Raw genomic sequence first — 26,221 nt, forward strand, 5'->3', positions numbered from 1 at the left:
CGGATCACCCCACCCGTTCGGAGACGACGAAACCGCCTGTGCCGTCGAAGCGAACATCGAAGATGCGGTCGAACCCGTCGCAGTGCTGTGGCTCGCGCAGTCGCTTGAGCGTGGCGAACACGCCGACGTCCGGAACCCGTTCGACGCCGCTCCGTGCCGCGTTGCGGCGCAGCGATCCCGCACGGTCGGGAGCGAACCAGTAGCCGACCACGCGAGCACCGTGGGCACGGGCCATCGCGATGATGGGATTCCACTCCTGCGGCGACGGATTGGTGTTGTCGACGGCCACACTGCGGCCCGACCCGAGCGCCTCGGCGATCAGCTGCATCTGTCGCCGCTGCGGTCTCCGGTTGCGGCGGAATGCGTCCTTGCTCACCCGCACATGGGTGGCGGCGAGCCGGTGACGGTAGAACGTCGTCTTCCCCGAGGCCTGCAGGCCGACCAGGATCGCGACCTCGGGCACGGTCGTTATCCCAGAAGCCAGCTCAGCGCGCGCCGCGCATGCTCGGGCGGCACCACGTGGCCGTCCGGAAACTCCTCGTAGACCACGTCATACCCGGCGTCGTCGAGGCGCGGGTGCAGGCGACGGCTGGTGCGGTCGATCGGCAACACGCGGTCCGCGACGCCGTGGGATATGTAGATCCCGGGCCGGCCCACCGTGCGGCCCGGTGCGGCGAACCCCGGCGAGAAGGCGACAACGTGGGTGAACAGGTCACCGTTGGTCAGTCCCACCGACAGCGCGTACGAGGCCCCGTCGGAGAAGCCGCCGATGCCCAACCGCGCCGGATCGACGCGGTAGCGGTCGAAGACGTACGCGAGTGCGCGGTCGATCGCGGACACGTCGGGTCCGAAGGTCCCGACGATGACGTCCCAGGTCGCGGCGCGGCTGGCCGGGGCCAGCAGCAGCACACCCGCATCGTCGGCGAGCGACAGCAGCGGGTCGATGCCCCCGCGCGCGTCGCCGCCGGCGCCGTGCAGCAGCACGACCAGCGGTGCGGCGCGGTCGGGGCGGTAGCCGGGCGGGACATACAGCAGAACCGTGCGGCCCTCCTCGATCGGCAGCTCGTGCAGGCCCGGCCCGCCGGGCGGCGCCGCCGGCGGATGCGGACGGGCGACCAGCCTGCCGCCGGAGGGATCCGCGGGCGCGGTGGCGGGGGAGGCCTCCTCGAGGTGCGGGCGGTCACCGGGACCCGGCGCCTCCATGGCACACGCCGCGGTCAACAGCAGCAGGACGACGGTCGGCCCGGAGCGCAACATGTCGGGGTACTACCCCGGCGGGGCGGCGCTGACGCGGCGCCGACCGCCCGTCAGTCGCGCGGCGGTTCGGCGACCGCGTCGCCGACCTGCGCGGCCGTCGTCCGCCTGGTCCGCAGCCCGAGCAGGCGCATGCCGTGGTAGACCAGCAGCGCGGCGATCGACCCGAGCGCGATGCCGGTGAACGTGAGTTCCCCGGCTTGCCAGGTGAAGTCGGCGATGCCGATGATCAGCGGGATCGCGGCGGTCATCTGGTTGATCGGCAGCGAGAAGTCGACGCGGTTGATCAGCCAGATCCGCACACCCAGGATGCCGACCAGACCGTAGAGCACCACGGTGGCACCGCCGAGCACGCCTTCGGGGACCGCCGCGATGACCGCGCCGATCTTCGGGCACAACGACAGCAGGATCGCCACCACCGCCGCCACCCAGTACGCGGCCGTGGAGTAGACCCGGGTGGCGGCCATGACGCCGATGTTCTCCGCGTAGGTGGTGGTGGCCGAGCCGCCGCCGAAGCCGGCGAGCGTGGTGGCCACCCCGTCGGCGGCCAGCGCCCGGCCGATCAGCGGGTCGAGGTCGGTCCTGGTCATCTGCCCGACCGACTTGACGTGCCCGATGTTCTCGGCGATCAGCGCGATCACCGCGGGCAGGAACATCGGCAGCACCGCGAGCGAGAACGTCGGGGCCTGGAAGTCCGGCAGCCCGATCCAGGGCGCCGCCGCGATGGCCGCCCGGGCGTCGGCGTCCAGCGGCAGCGACAGCAGGTAGCCGACCACCACCGCCAGGAAGATCGCCAGCCGGCCGATGAGCCCGCGGAAAAATGCCAGCACCGCCACCAGCAGCACCAGTGTGACCAGCGCGATGAGCGGGTCCTGCTCGAAGTTGTTCTTCGCTGCGGGCGCCAGGTTGAACCCGATGAGCGCGACGATCGCGCCGGTCACCACCGGCGGCAGGGCGACGTCGAGCCAGTGGGTGCCGACGACGTGGACGACGGCGCCGACGGCGATCAGCACCAGCCCGAGCGCGACGATGCCGCCCAGCGCGCTTCCGGTGCTCTGGGATGCGACGGCCGCGGTGACGGGGGCGATGACCGAGAAGCTCGAGCCGAGATAGCTCGGCAGCCGGTTGCCGGTGATGATCAGGAACAGGATCGTCCCGACCCCGGAGAACAGCAGCGTGGTGGCGGGCGGAAACCCCGTCAGCACCGGCACCAGAAACGTCGCACCGAACATCGCCACCACGTGCTGGGCGCCCAGCCCGATGGTGCGGCCCCAGCTCAGGCGTTCGCCGGGGGCGACGACGAAATCGGGATCGGAGCGGGATTCGACCGGTTTCCAGGTCAACGGGATCGCGGGGATGGCGGGGCTCCTCTCGTGCGCACGCAGAGTACGACTACACACCATCGCCCGCGCCGGTGCACGCCGATCGCGTGGTTGAGCGCCGTCCTGCGGCCTACTCGCCGATCCTCGCGGCGTGACGCCGTCAGTGCATGTGGCTGCCGCCGTTGATGTCCACGGTGGTGCCGGTGAGGTAGCTGGCATCCTGACTGGACAGGAACGTGATCACGGCGGCGACCTCGTCGGTGGTGGCCGTGCGGCCGACCGGGATGTCGCGGGCCAGCTTGGCCTCCTGCTCGTCGGTGGAGCCGACGCGGATGTTGGTGTCGACGGCGCCGGGCGTCACGGCGTTGACCGTCACGCCGCTGTCGGCGATCTCGCGGGCCAGCGCCTTGGTGAAGCCGAGGATCGCGGCCTTCGCCGAGGAGTAGGGCACCTTGCCGAACACGCCGCCGCCGCGCTGCGCCGACACCGAGCTCATGTTGACGATGCGACCCCAGCCCTGCTCGATCATCGCCGGCAGGAACGCCTTGGTGACCAGGTAGGTGCCGGTGGCGTTGACGGCCATGACCTGGTTCCACAGGTCCAGGCTGGTCTCCAGGAACGGCACCGGCGAGGTGATGCCGGCGATGTTGGCCAGCGCGCCCACCGGGGGCAGGTTGCCCGCGGCGACCTCAGCGGCGACGGCGGCCTCGGCGGCCGCGACGGACTCCTCGGAGGTCACGTCGACGGCGTGGCCGAACGCCGGAACGGCGAATTGGTTGCCGATCTCGGCGGCCACCTTGGCCGACTTCTCCCCGTCGAGGTCGAGGACCACCACGGCCCAGCCTTCGCGGGCGTAGCGTTCGGCGACGGCCTTGCCGATGCCTTTGTCGGAGGTGGCGCCGGTGATGACGGCGGTGCGCTGGTTCATGGGTGGCTCCTTGACGGTGGGTCGGTCAGATCAGGTCGGAGATCAGGCGGGCGGCCGCGGCGGTCGCCATGGGCCGCTCGTCGTTGGTGACGTCGCGGGTCTCGAGTTCGAGGGCGAAGTGGCCGGTGTAGCCGGCGTCGGCGAGCGTCTTGAGGCCGGCGGCGAAGTCGACGCGACCGCGCCCGACCGAGAGGTTGATGTTGCCGGGTTCGGCGTCGCGGATGTGGGCGTGAGTGATCCGGTCACCGAAGCGGGCGACGAAGTCGCGCGGGTCGCCGCCGGAGGCCACGATGTGGCTGAAGTCCATGACGATGCCCACCGGGCGCCCGGCCAGCCGGTCGGCGAGCGCCTGAGCCCGGTCGAGGTCGTGGCAGAGCCGGTGGAAGTGCAGCGATTCGGTCCAGATCTCGACGCCGTAGTCCGCGGCACGGCCGGCGGCCCGGATCAGCTCGGCGGCGACGAGATCGAGGTCGGAGTCGAGATCGCGATGCGGGTCGTGGCTCAGCGCGCCGCACGGCAGCACCAGCGCGGGCGACCCGACGGCGCGGGCCAGGCTGAGTAGCGCGTCGAGGTGACGGTCGCGCGCCTCACGGGCGGCGGCGTCGAGCGGCAGGTTGAGGTCCCCGATGTCACCGTTGATGGAGCGCACCCGCAGGTCGGAGGCCCGCACAGTGGCGGCCACCGAGGCCACGGCGCGCGCGTCGAGTTCATAGGGCACGTGGTCGCACACGCCGGGCAGCGCACCGAGGTCGATGCGCCGGAAGCCGAGTTGGCCGATCCAGGCCAGCGCCATCTCCAGGTCGAGGTGGCGGAAGGAGATCGTCGAGCAGCCCAGCCGGGTGTGGGGCGCGCCGTACATGGAATACCTCGGGGAACGAAGGGGTGATGGCCGCCACAGTAGCGGCGTTGACTGTTGACAGTCAACTAGTGAACAAACTTGGTGTCGACTGTTGACAAGGGCGTGTGCGCGTGCTCACACTGAGTGACGTAGCGCACTGTCGACCGTCGACAGTGACTCCAGACAGCGGTTTTGGAAGGATCAGCCCATGAGCGACGACGCTCTCTCGATGCGGGGACCGGTACACGGCACGCCTGAGGCCCGACGGGTCGCGGTCGGCTCCGGTGTCGGCGCAGTCATCGAGACCTACGACTTCATCGGCTTCGGCACGGCGGCGGCGCTGTACTTCGGTACCGCGTTCTTCCCCGGCGCCAGCCCGGTGGCCGGCACGCTGGCCGCGTTCGCCACGCTCGGCGTCGGCTTCGCCGCCCGCCCGCTCGGCGGCATCATCGGCGGTCACCTCGGCGACAAGGTCGGGCGCAAGCCGGTGCTCGTCGCGTCGCTGATCGTGATGGGCCTCGCGACGTTCGCGATCGGCCTGCTGCCCACCTACGAATCCGTCGGCATCCTGGCGCCGATCCTGCTGGTGACCGTGCGCATCATCCAGGGCCTGGCGTTCGGCGCCGAATGGGGCGGCGCGATCTTGATGAGTTACGAACATGCGCCGTGGCGCCAGAAGGGCCGCTACACCGGCATCGTGCAGGCCGGCTTCCCGGTCGGGCTGCTGCTGGCCAACCTCGTGTTCCTGGTCAGCGTCCACCTCGGCGGTGACTGGGCGTGGCGGGTGCCGTTCCTGGCCAGCATCCTGCTGGTCATCGTCGGCCTGATCATCCGGGCCAAGGTGCCGGAGTCGCCGGTGTTCGAAGAGGTCAAGGAGTCCGGCGCCATCGTGCGGGCGCCGATCGTCGAGGTCTTCAAGACCGACTGGCCGAACATTCTGCGGGGCATCGGCCTGCGCATCGCCGAGACCGCCGGCTACGCCGTCTCGATCACCTACATGATCTCCTACATCAAGAGCGCCGGGCTGGCGTCGGCGAGCCAGACCCTCACCGCACTGTGCATCGCGTCCGCGCTGGGCATCTTCGCCACCCTGGGCTGGGCGGCACTCACCGACAAGGTCGGCCGCCGGCCGGTGTACCTGGGCGTGTGCGCCTTCGGGATTCCCTTCGGCGTCGTGATGTTCGCCCTCGTCAACACCGGCTTGATGATCCTGATCATCGCCACGTTCGTGATCGCCTACGGCGTCAGCCAAAACGCGCTGGCCGGTGCGCAGGGCGCCTGGTTCCCGGAACTGTTCAACGCCAACACCCGCACCTCGGGCGCCTCGCTCGCCTACCAGATCTCGGCGATGGTCTCCGGGTTCACCCCGTTCATCACCACCCTGCTCTACGAGGGCTTCGGCTGGTGGGGTCCCGCGCTGCTGTTCAGCACCTACGCCGCGATCGGCCTGATCTCCGCCCTGGTCACCCGGGAAACCTGGGGCCCGCGCGAACGCGAACTGGCCGCCGAAGCCGAACTGCGCCATCCACGCTCCTCCGACGTGCACCTGGCCGCCTGATGCGCAGCCGGAAAGTCGCGCAGGCCGCCTACCGGATGCGCCACCACGTCCTGGACATGGGTGAGGCCCAGGGGCAGGGCTACGTCGGCCAGGCCTTGGGTGCCGCCGACCTGCTCGCCTGCGTCTACGCCGACCAGTTGCGCTACCGCGCCGACGATCCGCACTGGGCGGGCCGCGACCGGTTCCTGCTGTCCACAGGCCACTACGCCATCGGGCTGTATGCGGCACTGGCCGAGGCGGGCATCGTCGACCCCGCCGAGCTGACCACCTACGGGTGCGACGACTCCCGGCTGCCGATGTCCGGGATGGCCAGCTACACACCGGGTATGGAGATCTCCGGCGGATCCCTCGGCCACGGCCTGACCGTGGCCGTCGGGATGGCGCTGGGGCTGCGGTTCCAGGGGTCCGACGCCCGGGTGTTCAACTTCCTGTCCGACGGTGAGCTGGACGAGGGGTCGACCTGGGAGGCCGCCATGGGCGCCAGCCACCACCGGCTCGGCAACCTGGTCGCGATGGTGGACATCAACGCCCTGCAGGCCGACGGGCCCACCGAGGGGGTGCTGCGCACCGAACCGGTCGCCGAGAAGTGGGCGGCGTGTGGATGGCACGTGGCGCGGGTGGACGGCAACGACATCGATGCGCTGCTCGCCGCCTTCGACGCCGCCGGCCAGCGTGCGCAACCCGAGGGCGCGCCGTCGGTCATCCTGTGCGACACCAGAATCGGCCGAGGCGTGCCGCTGTTGGAGAACCGGGAGAAGGCGCACTTCATGCGCATCGACGCCGACGAGTGGCAGGTGTGCCGCGACCAACTGACCGCAGGATTCGAGGGAGCACTCGCATGAGCACACCGACCAAGCTGCGCACATCGGCGATGATCGCCTCGTTCGCCGACCCCGGTCAGCGCACCACACCGGCCCCGTTCGGGCACGCGCTGGTCGGGGCCGCCCAGGCCGACGAGCGCATCGTCGGGCTCACCGCCGACCTCGGCAAGTACACCGACATGCACATCTTCGCGAAAGCGCTGCCGGACCGGTACTTCCAGATGGGCATGGCCGAACAGCTGCTGTTCGGCGCGGCGGCGGGAATGGCCGAGACCGGGCTGGTGCCGTTCGCGTCGACGTACTCGGTGTTCGCCGCCCGTCGCGCGTACGACTTCATCTGCCTCGACATCGCCGAACCGAACCTCAACGTCAACATCGTCGGTGGGCTACCCGGCCTCACCACCGGCTACGGTCCCTCGCACCAGGCCACCGAGGACATCGCGATCTTCCGTGGGGTTCCCGGCCTGACCATCGTCGACCCGTGCGATTCGGTGGACATCGAGCAGGCCGTGCCGCAGCTCGCCGAGCACGACGGCCCCACGTATCTGCGGCTGCTGCGCGGCAACGTGCCGACCGTCCTCGACGAGTACGACTACACGTTCGAGCTGGGCAAGGCGAAGGTGATCCGCCCCGGGAACGACGTGGTGTTCGTCTCCAGCGGCCTGATGACCATGCGGGCGCTGCTGGCCGCCGAGGAACTGGCCGGCCACCACGTCGACGTGGCGGTGGTGCACACCCCGACGATCAAACCGTTCGACGCCGAAACCGTACTGCGCGAGATCGATTCGGACCGGCTCGCGGTCACGCTGGAGAACCACACCGTGGTCGGCGGGCTGTTCGAGACCGTCGCGTCCGAAGCCGTGCGCCGGGGTGTGCACCGCACGATCGTCCCGATCGCGCTGCCCGACGAGTTCCTCGCTGCCGGTGCACTTCCCACGCTGCACGACCGCTACGGACTGTCGACGCGGCGAATCGTCGCCTCGGTGCTCGACCGCCTGTAAAGTCCAATGTCGACATCTGAGTGTCGACACCTGTGAGGAGTGTGCGTCCATGACCGCGATGGCGGGATCGTCACCGGAGGCACCGTCTCTGCTGCGGCTGGAGAAGACCAGCCTCCGCCAGCAGGCCCTGACCGCACTGCGCCGGGCGATCACCACCGGGCAGCTGCCACCCGGCACCCACCTGGTGGAGACGGAGTTGTCCGAGGCGTTGCAGATCAGCCGCGGCACGTTGCGGGAAGCCATGCGCCAGCTGCAGCAGGAAGGCCTCATCTCCGCCGGAGCGCGCGGTCGGCTGTCGGTGCGTCACCTGGACGCCAAGGAGATCCGCGACATCTTCGACGTCCGCGCGGCACTCGAGTCGCTGGCCGCCGGGGCGCTGGCCGCGGCGGCAGACCGGGCCGACGCCGTCGCGCAGTTGCGGTCGGCGGTCACCGAGATGGAGCAGTGGGCGGCCGCCGACCTCGAGGACCGCATCGAGGCCGATCTCAAGTTTCACCGCACCATGTGCACGCTGTGCGGCAACGAGACGCTGCTGCACCAGTGGACGTCGCTGGAGGGCAGCATCCGGATGTCGATCATGTTCGCCGGGGTCGAGCGCGCACTGAAGAACATGGACGCCCGCAGGCACTTCGAGATCGTCGACGCCATCGAATCCGGCGACGCCGACCGTGCCGCGGCCACCGTGCGCGCCCACATGGCGGGCGCGGCGGACGTGCTGGTGGACGGCGCCGCCTGAGTCAGGCCCGGCGGCGGGTCACGGTGTAGGCGAGCGCCCCCAGCGCGAGCACCGCCGCCCCGGTGAGAACCGACGTCACCGGCAGCGCGAACGCCAGCAGCAGGCATCCCGCCAGTCCCACCGCGGGCACCACGCGGTGGCCCAGCGTCCACGCCGAAGCATTGGCCACCGCGTAGTACACCAGCACCGCGAACGACGAGAACCCGATCGCCCCACGCAGATCGACGGTCAGCACCAGCGCCGCGACCACGACCCCGACCGCCACCTCGGCGCGGTACGGGCTCCCGAAGCGCTCGTGCACGGCCGCCAGCCCGGCGGGCAGGTGGCGGTCGCGGGCCATCGCGAGCGTGGTCCGCGAGACGCCGAGGATCAGCGACAGCAGCGAGCCCAGCGCGGCCACCGCCGCACCGGCCCGCACCACGGGTTCAGCGGCGCCGAAGCCCGCGGCCGTCACCGCTTCGGCCAACGGCGCACTCGCCGAGGCCAGTGCGGCGCCACCCAGTTCGGACAGCACCGCGGTCGCGACCGCGGCGTACACCAGCAGCGTGATCGCGAGCGCGACCGGAATCGCCTGCGGGATGGTGCGCTGGGGATCGCGGACCTCCTCACCGAGGGTCGCGATGCGGGCGTACCCGGCGAACGCGAAGAACAGCAGACCCGCGGCCTGCAGCACACCGCCCACGCCGGCGTCGCCGCCCACCGCCAGGTGGCCGACGTCGGGGTCACCGAACCCGAGCACCAGCACCACCACCGCGGCGAGCACGGCGAGCACCGCCACCACGATGACCCGGGTGAGCAGCGCGGACTTCTGGATACCCGCGTAGTTGACCCCCGTCAGCGCGACGACGGCGGCCACCGCGACCGCGCGCGCCCCGTCCGGCCACACGTAGTAGCCGACGGTCAGCGCCATCGCCGCGCACGACGCGGTCTTGCCGACCACGAAGCTCCAGCCGGCCAGGTGACCCCAGAACGCGCCGAGGCGTTCGCGGCCGTAGACGTAGGTGCCCCCGGACTGCGGATACCGCACCGCCAGCCGGGCCGACGACGTGGCATTGCAGTAGGCCACCACGGCGGCCACGGCCAGTCCGATCAGCAGCCCGCTGCCCGCGGCCGCGGCCGCCGGGGCCAGCGCCGCGAACACCCCGGCCCCGATCATGGCGCCGAGCCCGACGACGACCGCGTCACCGACCCCGAGCCGTCGCTGCAGGGGTGGGCCGCCCGGCGAAGTCACGCCGTGAGCGTAGTCAGGCGCGGTCGCGCCCGCCGACCAGTGGCTCGTCACGCGAGGTGAACGCGGCCACCGCCATTACGGCCATCACGGCCAGCGCACCCGCCACCACCAGCGGCACCGTCCAGGCCCGCCGGATCAGCAACGCGGACTCGCAGTCGCCGACGAAGTCGGTGCCGTCGACGGACGTGGCGTCGCGGGCCTGGGCGAGGTCGGCGACGAAGCCGCTCCCGCAGCGCACCTGCCACCCCCATTGGTCGTAGTGGTCGAGGAACACGGGGAAGCGCAGTGCGAAGAGTCCGATTGCGAGCAGTACCGCACCACCGATGCCCAGATACCACCCGCGATGTCGCACGTCGTTCTCCTCCGTATCGCACACGGGGAACGGGCCGCGACCTGCCACACCTCGGCGCGTGACCCCCGTCCCGCCGTCCTGCGAACACTATGTTAATCGCTATTCTTACCGCACACTCGCCGGACGTCACAATCTCCACCGTCGGCCCCGGGGCCGGGCCGCACCGGTGCGGCTAATGTGTTCGCATGGCGCTCACCCCGCCCCGCCGCGGCGACGGTGTCCGGCGCCGACCCAAAGACCGCAAGGCGCAGATCGCCCGCGCCTCGGCCGAGGCGTTCAGCGTGCTGGGCTACCACGGCGTCAGCATGGAGGCCATCGCCTCACGCGTCGGGATCTCCGGCGCTGCGCTCTACCGGCACTACACGGGAAAGTACGAATTGTTCCGCGATGCGGTGCTGGCCCTGGGGCAGCAGTTGGTCGACGCCACCGCGTTCGCCGACGAGGACGACGCCCCCGAACCGCGGGACACGCTGGTGCGTTTGGCCACCGCGATCGGCGACGCCGCGCTGGCCAACCGCGAGTCCGGCGGTCTGTACCGGTGGGAGGCGCGGTACCTGCGGGGCGACGATCAGGCGACGCTCAACGCCCAGATTCGCACGGTGCACCGGCGTCTGCAGCAGCCGCTGACCCTGCTGCGCCCCGAATTGGATTCGCGGCAGCTGTGGACGCTGTCGACGGCGATGATCAGTGTGCTCGGCAGCATCGTCGACCACCGCGCGAAGTTGCCGGCCGGTCAGATTCGGGCGCTACTGGTCGACCTGGTCCTCGCCCTGGTGCCCGCACAGTTCCCGGCGCTCTCGGACGAACCGGACCCGCCGGCGCCGCCGGTCGCGCCGGCCCTGCGGTCGAAGTACGAGGCCCTGCTGGTCGAATCGATGCGCCTGTTCAACCAGAACGGTTACCGCGACACCTCGATGGAGGACATCGCCGCGGCGGTCGGGATGCCCGCGTCGGGCATCTACCGGTACTTCTCCGGCAAGAGCGACATTCTGGCCGGGGCGTTCCGGAGGTCCGCCGACCGCTGGTCGGCGGAGATGTCGGGCGTGCTGGCCGACGTGTCCGACCGCGACGCCGACCGCGAGGAGGCGCTCACCCGCCTGATCGACGGGCACGTGGCCCGCTCCTTCGCCCAGCCCGAGCTCGACTACGTCTACTACACCGAGCGGCTGAACATGTCGGCCGCCGACCAGCAGATCCTGCGCAACCTGCAGCGCTCCACCGTCGAAACCTGGGCGGAGCTGGTTGCCGCGTTACGGCCCGACTGGACCGCCGGGCAGGCGCGCTTCGCCGTGTACGCGGCGATGGCGGTCACCGTGGATTTGGGCCGGCTGGTCGGCTACCGCAACTCGCCGTACTGCCGCGCCCTGGTCGCCGGCGTGATGGACCTGACCCTGCTGGGCCGCTACCGGCTGCGGACGGTGTTGCCGGCCAAGTAGGCCAGGTACCCGAGCAGTCCCGCGACGCCCAGCTTGCGCGTCTGCCGGGCGGCCAGCGCCAGCCCGATCGCGGTCTCGAGCCCACCGTTGGTGTAGATGTGGCGGCGGGTGTTCTCCGGGAACGCCGCGACGGTGATCGGCTCGAACAGCTGCGGCCGCGCGAAGTGCGCCACCCCCATGCCGGCCAGCGCCAGGCCGGTCAGCTTCGCGGCACGCGGATTGCTCTCGGGCAAGGTGTGTCCTTCCGGGTCAAGCGATCTGGTAATCGCTCAGGGGGAATTCGGATGCTTCTCGGATGGCGTCGCGCGTCGACATGGGGCGCAGCAACGACGGTTCACCGCTGGGATTGAAATAGTAGGACCGCGACGAGGCGCAGTTGCCCAGGGTCCACAGCGAGTCGCCGAGCAGTTCGGTCATCCGGTCGAGGTAGCGGCTGTTGGCCTCCTCGGTGACCTCGAACGTGGTGGCGCCGCGGCGCTGCAGTTCACCGAACAACCGGTCCATCAGCCGCATCTGGTACTCCATGGTGTTGAAGAAGTTCAACCCCAGGAACGCATACGGGCTGGCCAGGCTGAGATAGTTCGGGAAGTGCGGCATCGACACGCCCTGGTAGGCCTGGAAGCGGGTGTCGCGCCACCACTTCCCGAGGTTGCGGCCTCCGCGCCCGACCACCTCGATGGCCGGGAAGTTCGCCTCCCACAGGTCGAAGCCCGTGGCCAGGACCAGGGTGTCGATCACGGTCTTGGTGCCGTCGGCGTTGACGATCCCGTCGGCCTCCACGCGGTCGATCCCGTCGGACTGCAGATGCACATGGGGTTTGGTGAACGCCCGGAAGTACCTGTTGGAGAACGTCGGCCGCTTACAGCCGATGTCGTAGTCCGGCGTGAGCTTGCGGCGCAGTTCCTTGTCGCGGATCGACAGGAACTGGTGGATCTTGCACAGATCCATCGCCGAGATGTTGAGCCGCCGGAACAGCGGGACGCGGTAGTGCACCACGCCGATGTTGATCATCGCCTCGTAGATGGTGTCGGTGATGACGCGAATGAGGCGCTGCAGCAACGGGACCCGCGCGAACAGTCGCTTGGTGCGCTCGGAGAACCGCATGTCCACCTTGGGCGCCACCCAGATCGGCGTGCGCTGGTAGACGGTGAGGTCGGCGGCTCTGTCGGCCAGTTCGGGGATCAGCTGCACGGCAGTGGCGCCGGTGCCGATGATCGCCACCCGCTCACCGCTCGGATCGTAGTCGTCGTCCCAGTCGGCGGTGTGGACCACCCGGCCGGCGAAGGTGTCGATGCCCGCGATGTCGGGCAGCCTGGGCTGGGAGAGGAATCCCGTGGCGGTGATGAGATAGCGCGCCGTGAACGTGTCGCCGCCCGCGACGGTCACCCGCCAGACCGAGGCCTCCTCGTCCCAGCGGGCGCCCTCCACGGTGGTGTTGAAGCGGATGTGGCGGCGCACGTCGTACTTGTCGGCCACATCGTCGGCGTACTGCTTGATCTCCGCCCCGGTGGAGAACAGACGCGACCAGTTCGGGTTCGGCTCGAAGAAGTAGCTGTAGGTGGTGGTGGGCACGTCGACGGTCAACCCGGGGTAGTGGTTGACGTACCACGTGCCGCCCAGGTCGTCCTCGCGGTCGAGAATGACGAAGTTCGTGTAGCCCAGCCGCTTGAGCTGGATCGCGGCCCCGATCCCGCCGAAGCCGGCGCCCACGATGACCACGTCGTACTGCTGCGAAGTCATGCCAAGACGGTACCCCAGGTACCGGTACCGACCAGCGCCCGCTAGCCCTTCAGCGTCCCGGCCCGCGGCGGGTCCAGGGTCGCCACGCAGGTCACCGCACGGTCGCCGTTCGCCCAGGTCTCCGCGGTCGGGTACAGCACGTAGAGCTGCACGCTGTCGTCCTCCATGGCGGCCGGCGAGTACGCGGCGAGCTCGGGGCTGCACTGGTCGGAGAACTCCGCCACCGCGGCGTCGCCGGGGTAGTCGCCGTCGGGCATCGTCAGCACTGCGAACACCTCACCGGCATGCACCTCGTCACAACTGACGGTCTTGACCGTGAGCACCCGGGCGTCGGACGGGATCTCCGACAGGCAGTCGCCGAGTTGCACGTCGGTCGCGGTGACTGTGCCCTGGCCGACCACCAGATACACGATGAGCACGACGGCGGCGATCGCGACGACGACGACCGCCGCGACGATGCCCAGGATGAGCGGAAGCCGGCTCTTCTTCTTCTGCGGCGGTATCCCGCCCGGCGGCATGCCGGCGTACGGCTGTGGCGGCGGAGGCGGGTAGTACGGCGGTTGCCCCGGCGGTTGCTGACCGTACGGCTGCTGACCGTAGGGCTGCTGACCGTAGGGCGGCTGTCCGGGTGGCGGGGGAGTCGGGGGGCCGGATGGCGGGGGAGGCGGGCCAGGCGGCATCGTCATGCGACGACGATAACCGGTGACGGCGCTGGTCGGCGCTTTCCGATCATGACAGCAGCCGCAGCGCCGCGTCGACGGCCAGCGCAGGCACGTCGAGCGTCTTGGAACCGAGGTCGTGGCGGGCGCCGGTGATCTCGACGATCTCGGCCGGCCCGGCGATCAGCGTGGCCGCGTCGGTGAGTTCGGCGATGCTGCCGAACGGGTCGGCGGTGCCGTGGGTGAACACCGTCGGCACGCCGATCCGCGGAAGATGTTCGGTGCGCGGGCGATCCGGCTTTCCGGGCGGGTGCAGCGGATAGGAGAACAGCGTCAGCACGTCGAGGTCGAGGCCGGGCTCATCGATCGAGCCGGCGACGGCCATCGACGTCATCCGCCCGCCGTAGGAGTGCCCGCCGGCGACCACCGGACCGTCGACCAGCGCCCGCACCGTGGCGACCGCCTCGACGATCCCCTCCCGGTCGGCCACCGCCGACCCGGAGGGCGGTCCCTTCGGCCGGCGGCGCCGGTAGGGCAGGTTGTAGCGGACGGCCAGCCAGCCGCGGCGCGCCCACTCGTCGCAGATCCGGATCAGCAGCGGCGCCTCCCGGCTTCCGCCGGCACCGTGGGTCAGCACCACCGCGCCGCGCGGGTCGCCCTCGGGGTGATGGGCCACCCCGGCGATGTCGGGCAGTTCGCGGCGTCGGCTCACCGGGACAGCCGGAACAGCGCCGACACCGGCCCGTGGCCGTGGCCCAGCGGATACGCGGCCCGCAGGCATTCGGTCACCCACCGCTTGCCGAACGCCACCGCATCGGGCACGTCGTAGCCGTGCGCCAGCGCGCTGGCCACCGCGGCCGCCAGCGTGTCCCCGGCGCCGTGGTCGTGGCCGGTGTCGACCCGCGGCGCGTCGAACTCGTGGAAGTCGGTGCCGTCGAACAGCAGGTCCGGGCTGTGGGCCGAGGACCGCAGGTGGCCGCCCTTGACCAGCACCCATGTCGGGCCCAGCGCATGCAGCGCCCGCGCCGCCGCGCGCTGGGAGTCCTCGTCGACCACCTCGACCCCGACCAGCAGCCGCACCTCGTCGAGGTTCGGCGTGACCAGCGTCGCCAGCGGGAGCAGGTGATCACGCAGGGCGTCCAGCGCGCTCGGATGCAGCAGGGGGTCCCCGTGCATCGAGGCGCACACCGGGTCGACCACCAGCGGGACCGTGCCGGCCAGCCCCTGCGCCCGCCAGGTCGCGGCGACGGTCTCGATGATCGCCGAGGACGCCAGCATGCCGGTCTTGGCCGCCTGCGCCCCGATGTCGGAGGCCACCGCCTCGATCTGGCCGGCGATGATGTCCAGCGGGATTTCGTGAAACCCTCTGACGCCGACCGAGTTCTGCACCGTCACCGCCGTGACCGCGACCAGGCCGTGCACACCGAGCATCGCGAACGTGCGCATATCGGCCTGGATGCCCGCACCGCCACCGGAGTCGGACCCGGCGATGGTCATGACGCGCCGTGGGGTGTGCCCCGGCTCGGGAACAGGCAGGAATGTCATGGCGCCACTACACCACGGGCAGGTAGACGCGGTTACCGCGCTCGGCGAACTCGCGCGACTTCCCGGCCATACCCCACTCGGCCTCCTCGCGGATGGCGTCCTTGAGATCGGCGGTGATGCGCATCGAGCAGAACTTCGGCCCGCACATCGAGCAGAAGTGCGCGGTCTTGGCCGGTTCGGCCGGCAGCGTCTCGTCGTGGTAGGCGCGGGCGGTGTCCGGGTCCAGCGACAGCGCGAACTGGTCGTACCAGCGGAACTCGAAGCGCGCCTTCGACAGTGCGTTATCGCGGTCCTGAGCCCGCGGATGTCCCTTGGCCAGATCGGCGGCGTGCGCGGCGATCTTGTACGCGATCACCCCGTCCTTGACGTCCTTGCGGTCGGGCAGGCCGAGGTGCTCCTTGGGGGTGACGTAGCACAGCATCGCGGTGCCCGCCTGGGCGATGATCGCCGCCCCGATCGCCGAGGTGATGTGGTCGTAGGCCGGCGCGATGTCGGTGGCGAGCGGGCCCAGGGTGTAGAACGGCGCCTCCTCGCACAGTTCCTCCTCGAGCCGCACGTTCTCGACGATCTTGTGCATCGGGACATGGCCCGGTCCCTCGATCATCACCTGCACACCATGCGATTTGGCGATCTTGGTGAGTTCACCGAGGGTCCGCAGCTCGGCGAACTGGGCCGCGTCGTTGGCGTCGGCGATCGATCCCGGCCGCAGCCCGTCGCCCAGGGAGAACGTCACGTCGTAGTGGGCGAGGATCTCGCACAGCTCGGCGAAGTGGGTGTAGAGGAACGATTCGGTGTGGTGGGCCAGGCACCACGCCGCCATGATCGACCCGCCGCGGCTGACGATCCCGGTGACCCGGTCGACCGTGAGCGGGATGTGGCGCAACAGCACCCCGGCATGCACGGTCATGTAGTCGACGCCCTGTTCGCACTGTTCGATCACGGTGTCGCGGTAGATCTCCCACGTCAGCGCGGTGGGCTCGCCGTTGACCTTCTCCAGCGCCTGATAGATCGGCACCGTGCCGACCGGCACCGGCGAATTGCGCAGCAGCCATTCGCGGGTGAGGTGGATGTCGCGGCCGGTGGACAGGTCCATGATGGTGTCCGCACCCCAGCGGGTGGCCCACACCATCTTGTCGACCTCCTCGGCGATCGAGGAGGTGACGGCCGAATTGCCGATGTTGGCATTGACTTTCACCGCGAACGCCTTGCCGATGATCATCGGCTCGCTCTCGGGATGGTTGTGGTTGGCCGGGATCACCGCGCGTCCGGCCGCGACCTCGGACCGGACCAGATCGGCGGGCACGCCCTCGCGAGCCGCGATGAACGCCATCTCGGCGGTGATCTCCCCGGCCCGGGCCCGCTGCAGCTGGGTGCCGCGGCCGCGGACCACGTGCGGCCGTGCCGGCAGCCCGGCCTGCAGGTCGATCATCGCGTCGGGGTCGGTGTACGGGCCGGAGGTGTCGTACAGGTCGAGGTGTTCACCGGTGGTCAGACCGACCCGCCGGAACGGCACGCGCATCCCGTCGAGGTCGCGGTACACCTTGGTGCTCCCGGTGATCGGACCGGTGGTGATCTGAGCCGCCACGTCGTTGCCCGACAACGCCAAAGAATCAGTCATCGAAATCTCCCTACGCCGGCATTACCCGGTCAGGTTCGTACGGTCGACAGCCCCAGCTGTCCTCTCAGCGCGCTCGGTGCGCGCTCCCGCGTGGTTGATGGTGCGCAGCCCAACCTAGCGCAGAGCCCGGCCGGGGGGAACCCGGATGCCCACGGCGGTGACGGTGTCCGCCGCGGCTGGGACAATGATCTGATGCCCTCGCGACTCATCGGCCGCGACGTCGAGCGTCATGCCGTGGACCACCTGCTGACGCAGGTGCCCGGCGGTCCGTGCGCACTCGTCCTGTCGGGGGAGGCGGGCATCGGAAAGACCAGCGTGTGGCTGGCCGGGATGGCCACGGCGGAGCTGCGCGGGTTCCGGGTGCTGTCGACGCGGGCGGTGCTCAGCGAATCGGCGGCGGCGTACTCCGCACTGGCCGAACTGCTCGCCGGGGTGGACGCCGCGGTGCTCGACCACCTGCCCGCCCCTCAGCGTCTGGCGATCGACCGGGTGCTCGCCGAGGGCGACGAGCAGGGCCCCGACACCGACCAGCGTGCGGTGGCGGCTGCCGTGCGCTCGGTCCTCGAGCGGCTGGCGCAGTCGGGTCCGCTGCTGGTGGCGATCGACGACGTGCAGTGGCTGGACCCGCCGACCGCGACGGTGCTGGCCTGGGCGGCGCGGCGGGTCGCCGGACCGATCGGCTTCCTGGCCACCCTGCGCGGCAGCGACGAGGGCAGCCCCGCGCGCACGTTGCTCGAGCCCGCCGACCCCGAACGCCTGCACCTGGTGAAGGTCACCCCGATGGGGATCGGTGCGCTGCGGTCGATGCTCTCCCACCACCTGGGCCGGGCGTTCCCCGGCGTCGAGATGGTGTGGATTCACGACGTGTCGGCCGGAAACCCCTTCTACGCACTGGAATTGGCGCGGGCGCTGACGCGTGACAGCGCCGCGATGACCTCGCTGCCCAGTACGCTCGCCGAGCTGGTCGCCGCCCGCATCGCCGGGCTGCCCGACGGCACCCGGGACACCCTGCTGGCGGCGGCCTGTCTGGCCGCGCCCACGGTGGAGTTGATCGCGCGGGCCGCCGGCGCGGCGGTGGGGGACACGGTGGCCGCCCTCGAGGAGGCCGAACGCCACGGCATCGTCCGGATCACCGGCAACCGGGTCGCGTTCGAACATCCGCTGCTGGCCCGGGGCGTGTACTCCGAGGCCCCACCCGACCAGCTGCGCGCCATGCACCGCCGGCTGGCCGGCATCGTCGCCGATCCCGAGTCCCGCGCCCGCCACCACGCCCTGGCCGGCGACGTCGCCGACACGGGCACGGTCACGGCGCTGGTGGAGGCCGCACGGTCGGCGCGGCGCAGGGGCGCGCCCGCCGCGGCGGCCGAGCTGCTGGACATGGCGATCACGCTCGGCGACACCGACGTCGAGCACCGGTTGAACTGCGCCGCCTGCCATTTCGAATCCGGTGCCCCACACCGGGCCAGGGACCTGCTCGACGGGCTGATCGCCGAGTTGCCGCCCGGCGGCCTGCGCGCCGAGGTGTGTCACCTGCTGGCGCTCGTGCACATGTACGACAACGACGCGGTGGCCGGGACCCGGCTCCTGCAGCAGGCCGTCGGTGAATCCGCCGGGAACCCGTTGCGGCAGACGCACATGCTGATCATGCTCGCCTTCGCGATGACCACCGACGCCGACAGCGAACCGGCCCTGCGCCCGGCCGAACAGGCGGTCGCGCAGGCGCGCATGCTGTTGCACCCGGGGCTGCTCAGCCGTGCCCTGACGGTGCGGGTGATGACCCGCTTCCTCAACGGTGACGGCGTCGACACCGGCGACCTGCAGCATGCCCTCGACCTCGACGGCGATTCGACGGATGTCCCGCTGTCGGTGCGGCCGCGGATGTTGCAGACGTTGATGCAGCTGTGGACCGGTGATTTCGACGCGGCGGAAAAGGGGCTGGCGCGGCTCGAGATCCAGTGCACCGAGCGAGGTGAGGAGGGCGAGCGGATGTTCGTGCGCTCGCACCAGTGCTTCCTCGAGGTGTGGCGCGGCAACCTCGATGCGGCCGACCGGGCCACCGAGAACGCCATGGCCCACGCCCGTCACCTCGCCGCCGACATGGCCACCTTCGTCGCGCTGATCGCCCGGGCCATGGTCGACGCCCACCTGGGCCGGGTGGACGAGGCCCGCAGGCACACCGCGTCGGCGATCGAGGTGGGCGAACGCTGCCACTCCGAGCGCCTCATGGAGATGGCGATCGGCAACCTGGCCTTCCTCGAGCTGTCGCTCGGTGACCCCGCCGCCGCGCTCACGCTGCTCGACCCGCTGGTGGGCGGCGTCCTGTCCAGGCCCCGGTCAACCGAAATCCCCACGGGCGCATGCATCCCCGACGCCATCGAAGCGATGGTCGAGGTCGGCCGCGTCGACGACGCGCGGCGCCTCACCGACCTGTTGGAGGCCAACGGCCGCCGGCTCGACCGGCCGTGGATGCTCGCGCGCGGTGGGCGATGCCGGGCGCTGGTGCTGGCCGCGACCGGTGATCTCGCCGGCGCGGTCACCGCGGCGCAGCAGGCGCTGGCCGCCCACGATCGGCTGGCCATGCCCTTGGAGCTGGCCCGCACCCAGCTGGTCCTGGGCACGCTGCTACGCCGGCGGCGGCAACGCGAGGAGGCCGCGCGGGCGGTGGCCGCAGCGGTGGCCGGGTTCGAGCGGATCGGCGCCGGGCTGTGGGCGACGCGGGCGCGCGCCGAGCTGAACCGGCTCAGCGGCGGTCAGCCGTCGACCGAACTCACCGAATCCGAGCGTGGGATCGCGGAATTGGCCGGATCCGGGCTGACCAACCGGCAGATCGCCACACAGCTCTACGTCAGCGAGAAGACCGTCGAGGCCAACCTGTCCCGCGTGTACCGCAAGCTCGGGATCCGCTCGCGCGCCGAACTCGTGCGCGTCATGCGCCCCGCGCCGAGCTGAGCCTCACCCGCCGAGTTCGACCAGGACGGGCGCGTGGTCGCTGGCGCCCTTACCCTTCCGCTCCTCGCGGACGATCTCCCCGTGGGTGACCCGCGCCGCGAGAGCCGGTGAGCCCAGGATGAAATCGATCCGCATCCCGCGCCGCTTCTGGAACGCCAGCCGGGTGTAGTCCCAGTAGGTGTACACCCCGGGGCCCGGGGTGAACGGGCGCACCACGTCGGCGTATCCGGCGTCGACGATCGCGGCGAACGCATCGCGTTCGGGCGGCGTGACGTGGGTGCTGTCCTGGTAGGCCTCCACGCTCCACACGTCGTCGTCGGTGGGTGCGATGTTCCAGTCACCCACCATCGCGATCGGCTTCGCCGGATCGTCGGTCAGCCACTTCTGCGAGGTGTTGCGCAGTGCGGCAAGCCATTCCAGTTTGTAGTCGTAGTGCGCTGACCCGACGAACCGACCGTTGGGGATGTACAGGCTCCACACCCGCACCCCGTCACACGTGGCGCCCAGCGCCCGCGCCTCCGCCGCGGCCTCCAATTCCGGTTTGTCACTCCACGTGGGCTGCCCCTCGAACCCGACCTCGACGTCGTCGAGGCCCACCCGCGAGGCGATCGCCACCCCGTTCCACTGGTTGAACCCGCAGTGCGCCACCTCGTAGCCCAGCGCGGCGAACGGCATCGTCGGGAACTGCTCGGCGGAGCACTTGGTCTCCTGCATCGCCAGGACGTCGACGTCGGCGCGGGCCAGCCAGTCGGTGACCCGGTCGACCCGGGCCCGGATGGAGTTGACGTTCCACGTGGCCAGGCGCATGCGCTACAGCCTACGAGCGTCGATGTAGCGCTCCCGGTGCTGCGCGGTGAAGCCCATCGACTCGTACAGCGCGATCGCCGCGGTGTTGTCGACCGTCACCTGCAGATACGCCCGCGTCGCGCCCTGGTCCGCGCCCCACGCCAGCAGCGCGTCGCACAGGGTGCGGGCATGGCCGCGGCGCCGGTGCTCCTCGGCGACCCGCACCGCCGACAGGCCCACCCACCGGCTGCCGTCGTGCCCGGAGGTGACGGCGGCCCGGCCCACCGCGGCGTCGCCGAGCCGGCCGAAGGCCACCCGGCCGCCGACGACGGCGGCCAGGACGTCGGACGGGACGTCGCGCTGGTAGATCCGCCGCCACGCGTCGTCGGGTAGCTCGCCCAGGGTGAGGTTCCCGGCGCCGCCGCCGTGGACGTCGCGCACCATCACCACGCTCTCGATGTGGACGTCGGCGACCGTCAGGCGCACCAGCCGGTCCGGCACGGCCAGCCACGGCGTCAGCCCGCGCTCGGCGTACCAGTCCCGAATGCCGGGCAGCGCCGCCGCCGAGGCGTTGATGTCCAGCGGCACCGCGGAGTTGCCGCGGTGGGTGTGGCCGTCGGAGGCGCGCAGCAACCAGCCGTCCCGCCAAATGTGCTCTCGACCGGGCCAGGCCAGCGCGGCCGCGTGTTCGACGGCGCGGATCTGCGACGCCTTCACCGGGACGTCGGTCAGCACCCGCACGGTCACCACATCGGCCGGCGAGATCTCGACGGTCTCACCCTCTTTGGTCCGCACCCGCACCACCGGATCGCCGTCGACCACATGGCCCACCACGTCGTTGAGCGGCGGCACGGACCCGGCCGGCCGCCGGTAGCGCAGGCTCACCCGGGTGCCGGGCGTCGGCAGATCGGCCACTGCGGTCAGTGTCCGAACGGGTCGGGATCCTCGCCGGGCATCCAACTCAGGCCGGGCACGCCCCAGCCGTGGTGCTTGACCGCCCGCTTGGCGGCCCGGGCATGCCTGCCGACGAGGCGGTCGAGGTAGAGGAAGCCGTCGAGGTGGCCGGTCTCGTGCTGGAGCATCCGGGCGAACAACCCCGACCCCTCGAGTGTGATCGGGGTGCCGTCGGCGTCGAGTCCGGTGACGCGGGCCCATTCGGCGCGGCCGGTGGGGAACTGCTCGCCGGGCACCGACAGGCACCCTTCGTCGTCATCGTCGGGGTCGGGCATGGTCTCGGGGACCTCGGAGGTCTCCAGCACGGGGTTGACGATGACGCCGCGGCGCCGGCTGGTGCGGCCGCGTGAGTCGGGGCAGTCGAAGACGAACACCCGCTTGCCGATGCCGATCTGGTTGGCGGCCAGCCCGACACCGTTGGCCGCGTCCATCGTGTCGTACAGATCCTTGATCAGATCGGCGAGGTCGTCGGGCAGTGAGCCGTCCTCGCCGACGGGGATGGGGGTGGTCGCGGTGTGCAGGACGGGGTCTCCCACGATGCGGATCGGAACGACAGCCACGGTGAGCAGCTTAAGTGAGCCGACTCGCCCGCTTCGGTGACGCCTCATCTGTTCGGGCCGTGATTGAATGAGCGCCGAAACACATCGATGTCATTCACCACTGTCGGAGGGGTCCGAGAAGCGATATGGACGGCGCCATGGCGCGGACTGAGCAATCCGGCGACGACTCTGATCTTCCCGAAGGGCTGACCCGACGGGAATTCGACATCCTGGCGTTCGAGCGTCAGTGGTGGAAGTACGCGGGCAGCAAGGAAGACGCGATCAAGGAGCTCTTCTCGATGTCGGCGACCCGCTACTACCAGGTGCTCAACGCGCTGGTCGACCGCCCTGAAGCACTCGCGGCAGATCCCATGCTGGTCAAGCGGTTGCGCCGGTTGCGGGCCAGCAGGCAGAAGGCGCGTGCGGCGCGCCGGCTCGGCTTCGAGGTCACCTGAGACTGCGTGTCGTGCCGGGCCGGGCGGCCCGCTCGATACAGTGTGCGTGATGAACCAGCGAGAATCCTCCGGTCTGCCCCTGCGCGCCATCGTGATGGTGCTGTTGTTTCTCGGGGTGGTCTTCCTGTTGGTGGGGTTCCAGGCGCTGGGTTCGGGTGGCGACGGGGACTCCGACGAGTCGTCGGTCGCCACCTCGATGTCGAGCACGGCCGCGCCCGAACCGTCGCCGGCGGCCGAACCGGCCCGGCCGGAGGTGCGGGTGTTCAACATCTCGTCGGTCGAGGGCGCCGCGGAGGGCGTCGCGACGCGGTTGCGCGACGACGGCTGGAACGTCGCCGAGACCGGCAACCTCACGCTGGAGGACGTTCCCGCCACCACGGTGTACTTCACCGACGCGCCGGGTGAGCGGGAGGCCGCCGACGAGGTGGGCCGGTTGCTCGAGGCGCCGGTGGAACCGCGCACGCCGCCGCTGGCCGAGCAGCCACCAGGCATCATCGTGGTGGTCACCGGTTAGGCTTCAGGGCATGCTCAAGCCTGCCGCTGTTGCCGCCCTGTTCGCCGTTCCCGCGCTTGCGATGACTGCCTGCACCCCCAACGAGCCGGTGTCGAGCGAGCCGGGCACCACGCCCCCGGTCTGGACCGGATCGCCGTCCCCGTCGGCCGCGCCCGGCGAAGGTGAAGGCGGCTCCGGCGGTCAGGCCCAGGGCGGCGAGGGCGAGATGCTCACCGCGGAACTGCAGAGCCCCGACGGCACCACGGTGGCCACGGCGGAGTTCGACTTCAGCGGCGACTACGCGACCATCACGGTGCAGACCGTGGCCTCCGGCCAGCTGGAGCCCGGCTTCCACGGCATGCACGTCCACCAGGTGGGCAAGTGTGAGGCCAACTCCACGCCCCCGACCGGCGGTGCGCCCGGCAACTTCAACTCGGCCGGCGGGCACCTGCAGGTGGACGGCAACACCGGCCACCCCGCCAGCGGCGACCTGACCTCGCTGCAGGTGCGCGAGGACGGTTCGGCGATGCTGGTCACCACCACGGATGCGTTCACCGCCGAGCAGCTGACGTCGGGTCAGGGCACCGCAATCATCATCCACGAGAAGGCCGACAACTTCGCCAACATCCCGCCGGAGCGCTACAACCAGGTCAACGGCACGCCGGGGCCCGACCAGACGACCATGTCCACCGGTGACGCCGGGGGCCGGGTGGCGTGCGGTGTTATCCGTCCCGCCGAGTAGTCGGATCGATTTCGCCGGGTCACCCCGGCCCACCGTCGGCGTCGAGTGGGAATTCGCCCTCGTCGACGCCGACACCCGCGACCTGAGCAACGAGGCCGCGACGGTCATCGCCGAGATCGGCGAGAACCCGCGCGTGCACAAGGAGTTGCTGCGCAACACCGTCGAGGTCGTCACCGGCGTGTGCGACAACGCCGGCGAGGCGATGGCGGACCTGCGCACGACCCTGCAGACCGCACGCCGCATCGTGCGGGACCGCGGAATGGAACTGTTCTGCGCAGGCACGCATCCCTTCGCCAAATGGTCGGCGGCGGAACTGACCGATGCGCCGCGGTACGCCGAGCTGATCAAGCGCACGCAGTGGTGGGGTCGGCAGATGCTGATCTGGGGCGTGCACGTGCACGTGGGGGTGTCTTCGGCGCACAAGGTGATGCCGATCATCTCGTCGCTGCTCAACCAGTACCCCCACCTGCTGGCGCTGTCGGCGTCGTCGCCGTTCTGGGACGGTGAGGACACCGGGTACGCGAGCAACCGGGCGATGATGTTCCAGCAGCTCCCGACCGCCGGGCTGCCGTTCCAGTTCCAGTCGTGGCCGGAGTTCGAGCGCTTCGTCCACGATCAGAAGAAGACCGGGATCATCGATCACATGAACGAGATCCGTTGGGACATCCGGCCGTCGCCGCATCTGGGCACCGTGGAGGTCCGGATCTTCGACGGGGTCTCGAACCTGGCCGAGCTCGGGTCGCTGGTGGCGCTGACGCACTGCCTGATCGTGGATCTCGACCGCCGGCTCGATGCCGGTGAGCAGCTGCCGGTGATGCCGCCGTGGCATGTTCAGGAGAACAAGTGGCGCGCCGCCCGCTACGGGCTCGACGCCGAGATCATCCTCGACGCGGACAGCAACGAACGCCTGGTCACCGAGGACCTCGACGACATCCTGACGCGGCTGCAGCCGGTAGCCGCGTCGCTGGGATGCGCCGACGAGTTGGCCGGTGTCGCCGGGATCGCGCGGGCCGGGGCGAGCTATCAGCGCCAGCGGCGCGTCGCCGAGGAGAACGACGGGGATCTACGGGAAGTCGTTGACGCCCTCGTCGGGGAGCTGGAGCTATAGGCTGGTCTGATGGCGGTGCGGCGGTGGGTGCTGACGGGGTGCGCGGTGGCGGCGCTGGCCGTGGCCGGGTGCACGAACCTCACCACCGGCACGCCGATGGCCGACCCGGACCAGACCGGACTGGCCACCACGACGACCACCACACCCTCGACCACCACACGGGCCCGGGTGCCCGATCCGACGCTGCCGCCGGCACCGGGCGCTCCCGGGGCGCCGGGTGCGCCGGGTGCGCCGCCGACCGGGTTGGCGGCCACGACGTGTGGGCAGTACGTCGACATGGACGAGGCCACGCAGCGGCAGGTGATCGACGCGATCGGCCGGCAGAACGAACTCGTCGGGCTCAACCCGGAACTGTGGATCACGCTGGCCAGTGCGATGTGTACGTTCGCCGACCCGGCGACGCTGGTCGAGGACGCCGTCGTGGGCGGCGGGTTCAACTGACCCATGCCGGTCACGCCGATGTTCCCGCTCGAGGTGGCGATGCTGCCCGGACAGGAGCTGCCGCTGCGGATCTTCGAACCCCGCTACGTCGCACTGGTGCAGGATTGCATGGCGGCCCAGGAGCCGGCGTTCGGGGTGGTGCTGATCGAAGCGGGCCGCGAGGTCGGCGGCGGTGACCGGCGCAGCGACGTGGGGGCGCTGGCCCGCATCGTCGAGCACGCGGACCTCGGCATCGACCGCTATCGCCTGAGATGTGTGATGGGCGAACGCATCCGGGTGAGGCAATGGCTTGACGACGCGCCGTACCCGCAGGCCGACATCGAGGTGTGGGACGACGAGCCCGGCGATCCGGTCGACGCGGCGGCGGTCGGCGACGTGGAGGACCGGATCTTCGCGCTGTACGAGCGGATCGCCGTGGCGCGGGGTGCGCAGCCGCTGGACCGTTCGACCGTGCTGGGGCCCGCCGAGCCCGACCTGGCCAAGCGCCTCTACCGACTGGCCGCGCGCATCCCGATGGGACAGGCCGACAAGTATTCGGTGCTGGCGGCACCGTCCGCCTCGGCGCGGCTGGCGGCGCTGAGCGAAGCCGTCGAGTCGGTCACCGCGATGGTGGAGTTCCAGCTCTCGGAGTGACGCCGCGAAGATTGCGCTGAGGGTCGTTCAAACCCCCTGTGGCACAACCCTGGACGCAATCTTCGGGCGGTTGGGGGTCGCC

At 70.7% G+C, this 26,221-nt stretch carries 28 protein-coding genes and 1 riboswitch; of the genes, 12 read left to right on the forward strand and 16 right to left on the reverse strand.

Annotated elements, in window-relative coordinates; all coding sequences use genetic code 11:
• Nucleotides 1-4: 4 nt before the first annotated feature.
• The 5 genes from E4P42_RS09510 to E4P42_RS09530 form a co-directional block, all read right to left on the reverse strand.
• Entirely contained in the window at nt 5-463 is a 459-nt protein-coding gene (locus E4P42_RS09510) for an ATP-binding protein (RefSeq protein WP_209305736.1), read from the reverse strand.
• Between the two features lie 5 nt (nt 464-468).
• Nucleotides 469-1,257, reverse strand: a complete 789-nt coding sequence (locus E4P42_RS09515; RefSeq protein ID WP_209305737.1) for an alpha/beta hydrolase — start codon at nt 1,255-1,257, stop codon at nt 469-471.
• 50 nt (nt 1,258-1,307) lie between these two features.
• Nucleotides 1,308-2,657 carry a uracil-xanthine permease family protein gene (locus tag E4P42_RS09520; protein ID WP_135125483.1) on the reverse strand — a complete coding sequence of 450 codons (1,350 nt, stop codon included), beginning with the start codon at nt 2,655-2,657 and terminating at the stop codon, nt 1,308-1,310.
• 79 nt (nt 2,658-2,736) lie between these two features.
• Entirely contained in the window at nt 2,737-3,504 is a 768-nt protein-coding gene (locus E4P42_RS09525; RefSeq protein WP_135125485.1) for an SDR family NAD(P)-dependent oxidoreductase, read from the reverse strand.
• A 25-nt stretch (nt 3,505-3,529) separates the two neighbouring features.
• Nucleotides 3,530-4,363: a sugar phosphate isomerase/epimerase gene (locus E4P42_RS09530; RefSeq protein ID WP_135125487.1), complete on the reverse strand. Its 834-nt coding sequence runs from the start codon at nt 4,361-4,363 to the stop codon at nt 3,530-3,532.
• 187 nt (nt 4,364-4,550) lie between these two features.
• Between E4P42_RS09530 and E4P42_RS09535 the strand changes: the two genes are divergently transcribed.
• Genes E4P42_RS09535 through E4P42_RS09550 form a run of 4 tightly spaced genes read left to right on the forward strand, consistent with a single transcriptional unit; the run spans nt 4,551 to nt 8,458 of the window.
• A complete protein-coding gene (locus E4P42_RS09535) occupies nt 4,551-5,900 on the forward strand; it encodes an MFS transporter (protein ID WP_135125489.1) in 1,350 nt (449 codons plus the stop codon).
• Entirely contained in the window at nt 5,900-6,742 is an 843-nt protein-coding gene (locus tag E4P42_RS09540) for a transketolase (RefSeq protein ID WP_135125491.1), read from the forward strand. Before E4P42_RS09535 ends, E4P42_RS09540 begins: the two co-directional genes overlap by 1 nt.
• Entirely contained in the window at nt 6,739-7,722 is a 984-nt protein-coding gene (locus tag E4P42_RS09545; RefSeq protein ID WP_135125493.1) for a transketolase family protein, read from the forward strand. Before E4P42_RS09540 ends, E4P42_RS09545 begins: the two co-directional genes overlap by 4 nt.
• 58 nt (nt 7,723-7,780) lie before the next feature.
• The gene (locus tag E4P42_RS09550; protein WP_135125648.1) at nt 7,781-8,458 is read left to right on the forward strand and encodes a GntR family transcriptional regulator; all 678 of its coding nucleotides are present in this window, start codon (nt 7,781-7,783) and stop codon (nt 8,456-8,458) included.
• 1 nt (nt 8,459) lies between these two features.
• On the opposite strand, the gene E4P42_RS09555 is transcribed toward E4P42_RS09550, so the two are convergent.
• The gene (locus E4P42_RS09555; protein ID WP_135125495.1) at nt 8,460-9,689 is read right to left on the reverse strand and encodes an APC family permease; all 1,230 of its coding nucleotides are present in this window, start codon (nt 9,687-9,689) and stop codon (nt 8,460-8,462) included.
• A 13-nt stretch (nt 9,690-9,702) separates the two neighbouring features.
• Complete coding sequence (locus E4P42_RS09560) at nt 9,703-10,041, reverse strand: hypothetical protein (protein WP_135125497.1); 339 nt, start codon at nt 10,039-10,041, stop codon at nt 9,703-9,705.
• Between the two features lie 185 nt (nt 10,042-10,226).
• On the opposite strand from E4P42_RS09560, the gene E4P42_RS09565 reads away from it, so the two are divergent.
• Nucleotides 10,227-11,477, forward strand: coding sequence for a TetR/AcrR family transcriptional regulator (locus tag E4P42_RS09565; RefSeq protein ID WP_135125499.1), 1,251 nt, complete (start codon nt 10,227-10,229; stop codon nt 11,475-11,477).
• On the opposite strand, the gene E4P42_RS09570 is transcribed toward E4P42_RS09565, so the two are convergent.
• The 6 genes from E4P42_RS09570 to thiC all read right to left on the reverse strand — a co-directional run bounded on the left by E4P42_RS09570 (nt 11,444) and on the right by thiC (nt 17,039).
• Nucleotides 11,444-11,656 (reverse strand): hypothetical protein, encoded by a 213-nt coding sequence (locus E4P42_RS09570; RefSeq protein WP_371287007.1) that lies wholly within the window; start codon nt 11,654-11,656, stop codon nt 11,444-11,446. The genes E4P42_RS09565 and E4P42_RS09570 overlap by 34 nt on opposite strands.
• 70 nt (nt 11,657-11,726) lie before the next feature.
• Complete coding sequence (locus E4P42_RS09575; protein WP_135125504.1) at nt 11,727-13,217, reverse strand: NAD(P)/FAD-dependent oxidoreductase; 1,491 nt, start codon at nt 13,215-13,217, stop codon at nt 11,727-11,729.
• Between the two features lie 41 nt (nt 13,218-13,258).
• A complete protein-coding gene (locus tag E4P42_RS09580; protein ID WP_135125506.1) occupies nt 13,259-13,903 on the reverse strand; it encodes a septum formation family protein in 645 nt (214 codons plus the stop codon).
• A gap of 43 nt (nt 13,904-13,946) precedes the next feature.
• On the reverse strand, nt 13,947-14,588 hold the full coding sequence (locus E4P42_RS09585) for an alpha/beta family hydrolase (protein WP_209305738.1): 642 nt from the start codon (nt 14,586-14,588) through the stop codon (nt 13,947-13,949).
• The gene (gene thiD / locus E4P42_RS09590) at nt 14,585-15,421 is read right to left on the reverse strand and encodes a bifunctional hydroxymethylpyrimidine kinase/phosphomethylpyrimidine kinase (protein ID WP_135125508.1); all 837 of its coding nucleotides are present in this window, start codon (nt 15,419-15,421) and stop codon (nt 14,585-14,587) included. Before thiD ends, E4P42_RS09585 begins: the two co-directional genes overlap by 4 nt.
• 7 nt (nt 15,422-15,428) lie before the next feature.
• Nucleotides 15,429-17,039 carry a phosphomethylpyrimidine synthase ThiC gene (gene thiC, locus E4P42_RS09595; protein WP_167759423.1) on the reverse strand — a complete coding sequence of 537 codons (1,611 nt, stop codon included), beginning with the start codon at nt 17,037-17,039 and terminating at the stop codon, nt 15,429-15,431.
• A riboswitch (TPP riboswitch) is annotated at nt 17,030-17,139 on the reverse strand. (Overlaps the previous gene by 10 nt.)
• Nucleotides 17,140-17,231: 92 nt before the next feature.
• Between thiC and E4P42_RS09600 the strand changes: the two genes are divergently transcribed.
• Nucleotides 17,232-19,988 (forward strand): LuxR family transcriptional regulator, encoded by a 2,757-nt coding sequence (locus tag E4P42_RS09600; RefSeq protein ID WP_135125510.1) that lies wholly within the window; start codon nt 17,232-17,234, stop codon nt 19,986-19,988.
• Nucleotides 19,989-19,991: 3 nt separating this feature from the next.
• Here E4P42_RS09600 and E4P42_RS09605 read toward each other — a convergent pair whose 3' ends face one another.
• From E4P42_RS09605 to E4P42_RS09615, 3 genes are read right to left on the reverse strand one after another with little or no spacing between them, the layout of a single operon-like run.
• Nucleotides 19,992-20,795: an exodeoxyribonuclease III gene (locus tag E4P42_RS09605; RefSeq protein ID WP_135125512.1), complete on the reverse strand. Its 804-nt coding sequence runs from the start codon at nt 20,793-20,795 to the stop codon at nt 19,992-19,994.
• A 3-nt stretch (nt 20,796-20,798) separates the two neighbouring features.
• Nucleotides 20,799-21,689 (reverse strand): GNAT family N-acetyltransferase, encoded by an 891-nt coding sequence (locus E4P42_RS09610; protein WP_135125514.1) that lies wholly within the window; start codon nt 21,687-21,689, stop codon nt 20,799-20,801.
• A gap of 5 nt (nt 21,690-21,694) precedes the next feature.
• On the reverse strand, nt 21,695-22,288 hold the full coding sequence (locus E4P42_RS09615; RefSeq protein ID WP_135125516.1) for a peptide deformylase: 594 nt from the start codon (nt 22,286-22,288) through the stop codon (nt 21,695-21,697).
• A 125-nt stretch (nt 22,289-22,413) separates the two neighbouring features.
• Between E4P42_RS09615 and E4P42_RS09620 the strand changes: the two genes are divergently transcribed.
• Genes E4P42_RS09620 through E4P42_RS09645 form a run of 6 tightly spaced genes read left to right on the forward strand, consistent with a single transcriptional unit; the run spans nt 22,414 to nt 26,139 of the window.
• Nucleotides 22,414-22,722 carry a DUF3263 domain-containing protein gene (locus E4P42_RS09620; protein WP_135125518.1) on the forward strand — a complete coding sequence of 103 codons (309 nt, stop codon included), beginning with the start codon at nt 22,414-22,416 and terminating at the stop codon, nt 22,720-22,722.
• Nucleotides 22,723-22,771: 49 nt separating this feature from the next.
• The gene (locus tag E4P42_RS09625; protein ID WP_135125520.1) at nt 22,772-23,236 is read left to right on the forward strand and encodes a LytR C-terminal domain-containing protein; all 465 of its coding nucleotides are present in this window, start codon (nt 22,772-22,774) and stop codon (nt 23,234-23,236) included.
• Between the two features lie 10 nt (nt 23,237-23,246).
• Nucleotides 23,247-23,957, forward strand: a complete 711-nt coding sequence (locus E4P42_RS09630; protein WP_167759424.1) for a superoxide dismutase family protein — start codon at nt 23,247-23,249, stop codon at nt 23,955-23,957.
• Nucleotides 23,935-25,065, forward strand: coding sequence for a glutamate--cysteine ligase (locus E4P42_RS09635; RefSeq protein WP_135125522.1), 1,131 nt, complete (start codon nt 23,935-23,937; stop codon nt 25,063-25,065). Before E4P42_RS09630 ends, E4P42_RS09635 begins: the two co-directional genes overlap by 23 nt.
• A 9-nt stretch (nt 25,066-25,074) precedes the next feature.
• On the forward strand, nt 25,075-25,506 hold the full coding sequence (locus E4P42_RS09640) for a hypothetical protein (protein ID WP_245233959.1): 432 nt from the start codon (nt 25,075-25,077) through the stop codon (nt 25,504-25,506).
• Between the two features lie 3 nt (nt 25,507-25,509).
• Entirely contained in the window at nt 25,510-26,139 is a 630-nt protein-coding gene (locus tag E4P42_RS09645; RefSeq protein ID WP_167759425.1) for an LON peptidase substrate-binding domain-containing protein, read from the forward strand.
• Nucleotides 26,140-26,221: the final 82 nt, after the last annotated feature.

The organism is Mycobacterium sp. PS03-16 (assembly GCF_004570325.1).
In the GTDB taxonomy this organism is placed as follows: domain Bacteria; phylum Actinomycetota; class Actinomycetes; order Mycobacteriales; family Mycobacteriaceae; genus Mycobacterium.

Coding starts and splice junctions, on each gene's coding strand:
- E4P42_RS09570 (WP_371287007.1), bottom strand. CDS start 11,656: ATGGGGGTGGCGCACTTCGCGCGGCCGCAGCTGTTCGAGCCGATCACC.
- E4P42_RS09640 (WP_245233959.1), top strand. CDS start 25,075: ATGGCGGTGCGGCGGTGGGTGCTGACGGGGTGCGCGGTGGCGGCGCTG.
- E4P42_RS09565 (WP_135125499.1), top strand. CDS start 10,227: ATGGCGCTCACCCCGCCCCGCCGCGGCGACGGTGTCCGGCGCCGACCC.
- E4P42_RS09540 (WP_135125491.1), top strand. CDS start 5,900: ATGCGCAGCCGGAAAGTCGCGCAGGCCGCCTACCGGATGCGCCACCAC.
- E4P42_RS09630 (WP_167759424.1), top strand. CDS start 23,247: ATGCTCAAGCCTGCCGCTGTTGCCGCCCTGTTCGCCGTTCCCGCGCTT.
- E4P42_RS09535 (WP_135125489.1), top strand. CDS start 4,551: ATGAGCGACGACGCTCTCTCGATGCGGGGACCGGTACACGGCACGCCT.
- E4P42_RS09515 (WP_209305737.1), bottom strand. CDS start 1,257: ATGTTGCGCTCCGGGCCGACCGTCGTCCTGCTGCTGTTGACCGCGGCG.
- E4P42_RS09520 (WP_135125483.1), bottom strand. CDS start 2,657: ATGGTGTGTAGTCGTACTCTGCGTGCGCACGAGAGGAGCCCCGCCATC.
- E4P42_RS09575 (WP_135125504.1), bottom strand. CDS start 13,217: ATGACTTCGCAGCAGTACGACGTGGTCATCGTGGGCGCCGGCTTCGGC.
- E4P42_RS09530 (WP_135125487.1), bottom strand. CDS start 4,363: ATGTACGGCGCGCCCCACACCCGGCTGGGCTGCTCGACGATCTCCTTC.
- E4P42_RS09550 (WP_135125648.1), top strand. CDS start 7,781: ATGGCGGGATCGTCACCGGAGGCACCGTCTCTGCTGCGGCTGGAGAAG.
- E4P42_RS09545 (WP_135125493.1), top strand. CDS start 6,739: ATGAGCACACCGACCAAGCTGCGCACATCGGCGATGATCGCCTCGTTC.
- E4P42_RS09645 (WP_167759425.1), top strand. CDS start 25,510: ATGCCGGTCACGCCGATGTTCCCGCTCGAGGTGGCGATGCTGCCCGGA.
- E4P42_RS09620 (WP_135125518.1), top strand. CDS start 22,414: ATGGACGGCGCCATGGCGCGGACTGAGCAATCCGGCGACGACTCTGAT.
- E4P42_RS09525 (WP_135125485.1), bottom strand. CDS start 3,504: ATGAACCAGCGCACCGCCGTCATCACCGGCGCCACCTCCGACAAAGGC.
- E4P42_RS09600 (WP_135125510.1), top strand. CDS start 17,232: ATGCCCTCGCGACTCATCGGCCGCGACGTCGAGCGTCATGCCGTGGAC.
- E4P42_RS09580 (WP_135125506.1), bottom strand. CDS start 13,903: ATGACGATGCCGCCTGGCCCGCCTCCCCCGCCATCCGGCCCCCCGACT.
- thiC (WP_167759423.1), bottom strand. CDS start 17,039: ATGACTGATTCTTTGGCGTTGTCGGGCAACGACGTGGCGGCTCAGATC.
- thiD (WP_135125508.1), bottom strand. CDS start 15,421: ATGACATTCCTGCCTGTTCCCGAGCCGGGGCACACCCCACGGCGCGTC.
- E4P42_RS09605 (WP_135125512.1), bottom strand. CDS start 20,795: ATGCGCCTGGCCACGTGGAACGTCAACTCCATCCGGGCCCGGGTCGAC.
- E4P42_RS09625 (WP_135125520.1), top strand. CDS start 22,772: ATGAACCAGCGAGAATCCTCCGGTCTGCCCCTGCGCGCCATCGTGATG.